The organism is Phenylobacterium sp. (assembly GCF_030654915.1).
Lineage (GTDB): Bacteria > Pseudomonadota > Alphaproteobacteria > Caulobacterales > Caulobacteraceae > Phenylobacterium.
The window spans coordinates 1-1,059 of sequence record NZ_JAURWM010000390.1 but is presented as its reverse complement, the minus strand read 5'-3'; the positions used below and the strand labels follow the sequence as shown (position 1 = coordinate 1,059).

Genomic DNA, 1,059 nt, shown 5'->3' with positions numbered 1-1,059 from the left:
TCTACCCGAAGGCGATGCGCTAACCAGCAATGGAGGCAGTCGACCACGGTAGGGTCAGCGACTGGGGTGAAGTCGTAACAAGGTAGCCGTAGGGGAACCTGCGGCTGGATCACCTCCTTTCTAAGGATGAGCCTCCAGAGCCTCTCGCGGTTCTATTGGTTCGTCATAGACACTAAACAGGTAGCAGAGTGTCGCCGTCTTCGTTTCTCTTTCCGAATAACACCGCAGCCGCGAATAAGGCTGTGGTGCGATCGCGTGTTCCGCGCAGTTACGTGGAACGTGCCGCTTCAGGGCCTGTAGCTCAGTTGGTTAGAGCACACGCCTGATAAGCGTGAGGTCGGCAGTTCGAGTCTGCCTGGGCCCACCACACTTTGTGTGATCCTCGGGCGGACAAGTCGGCGACAAAGCTCACAGCGAGAGCGGCTTCATGATTGGGGCCATAGCTCAGTTGGTAGAGCGCGTGCTTTGCAAGCATGAGGTCGTCGGTTCGACCCCGACTGGCTCCACCAAGAAGGCATCTGCGCGATCGCGGAAAACAAGTTTCCAGTCACCCTGGCTTTGCCGGGTGTATTGGCAAAATGACATCGTGAATTGAAGGGTCAGTCCGGCTTCCCCAATGGAGCTTTAAGGACGCGCCCGAGAAGACATCAAAAAACAAAGCGCATATATGGGCGCGTTGTGGTCCTTCGTACGGCCACACGCATATACCGTCCCCATACATGAGTTTTGCTGAGAACGATCAAGCGCATAAGGGCTTCTGATGGATGCCTTGGCGTCGAGAGGCGATGAAAGACGTGGCACGCTGCGATAAGGTCCGGGGAGGCGCGAGCACCCTTTGATCCGGACATTTCTGAATGGGGAAACCCACCTTTACAGTCTGCGAATTTGATCTTCGGCTTCGGCCGGAGCTCATGTTCGTAGGTTGTTCAAAGGTATAATGACCTGAATAAAATAGGGTTCATTAAGCAAACCCGGGGAACTGAAACATCTCAGTACCCGGAGGAAAGGACATCAACCGAGACTCCCGTAGTAGTGGCGAGCGAACCGGGACCAGGCCAG

General features: G+C 55.2%; 2 tRNA genes and 2 rRNA genes. All 4 read left to right on the top strand.

The annotated features are described in order from the left end of the window. Positions 1-120: ribosomal RNA gene (locus Q7T84_RS20485) — 16S ribosomal RNA — on the top strand; the annotation flags it as partial. Positions 121-290: 170 nt separating this feature from the next. Continuing rightward, a tRNA-Ile gene (locus tag Q7T84_RS20480) sits at positions 291-367 on the top strand. A 66-nt stretch (positions 368-433) separates the two neighbouring features. Then, positions 434-509: transfer RNA gene (locus tag Q7T84_RS20475), tRNA-Ala, on the top strand. Positions 510-737: 228 nt separating this feature from the next. Next, positions 738-1,059: ribosomal RNA gene (locus tag Q7T84_RS20470) — 23S ribosomal RNA — on the top strand; the annotation flags it as partial.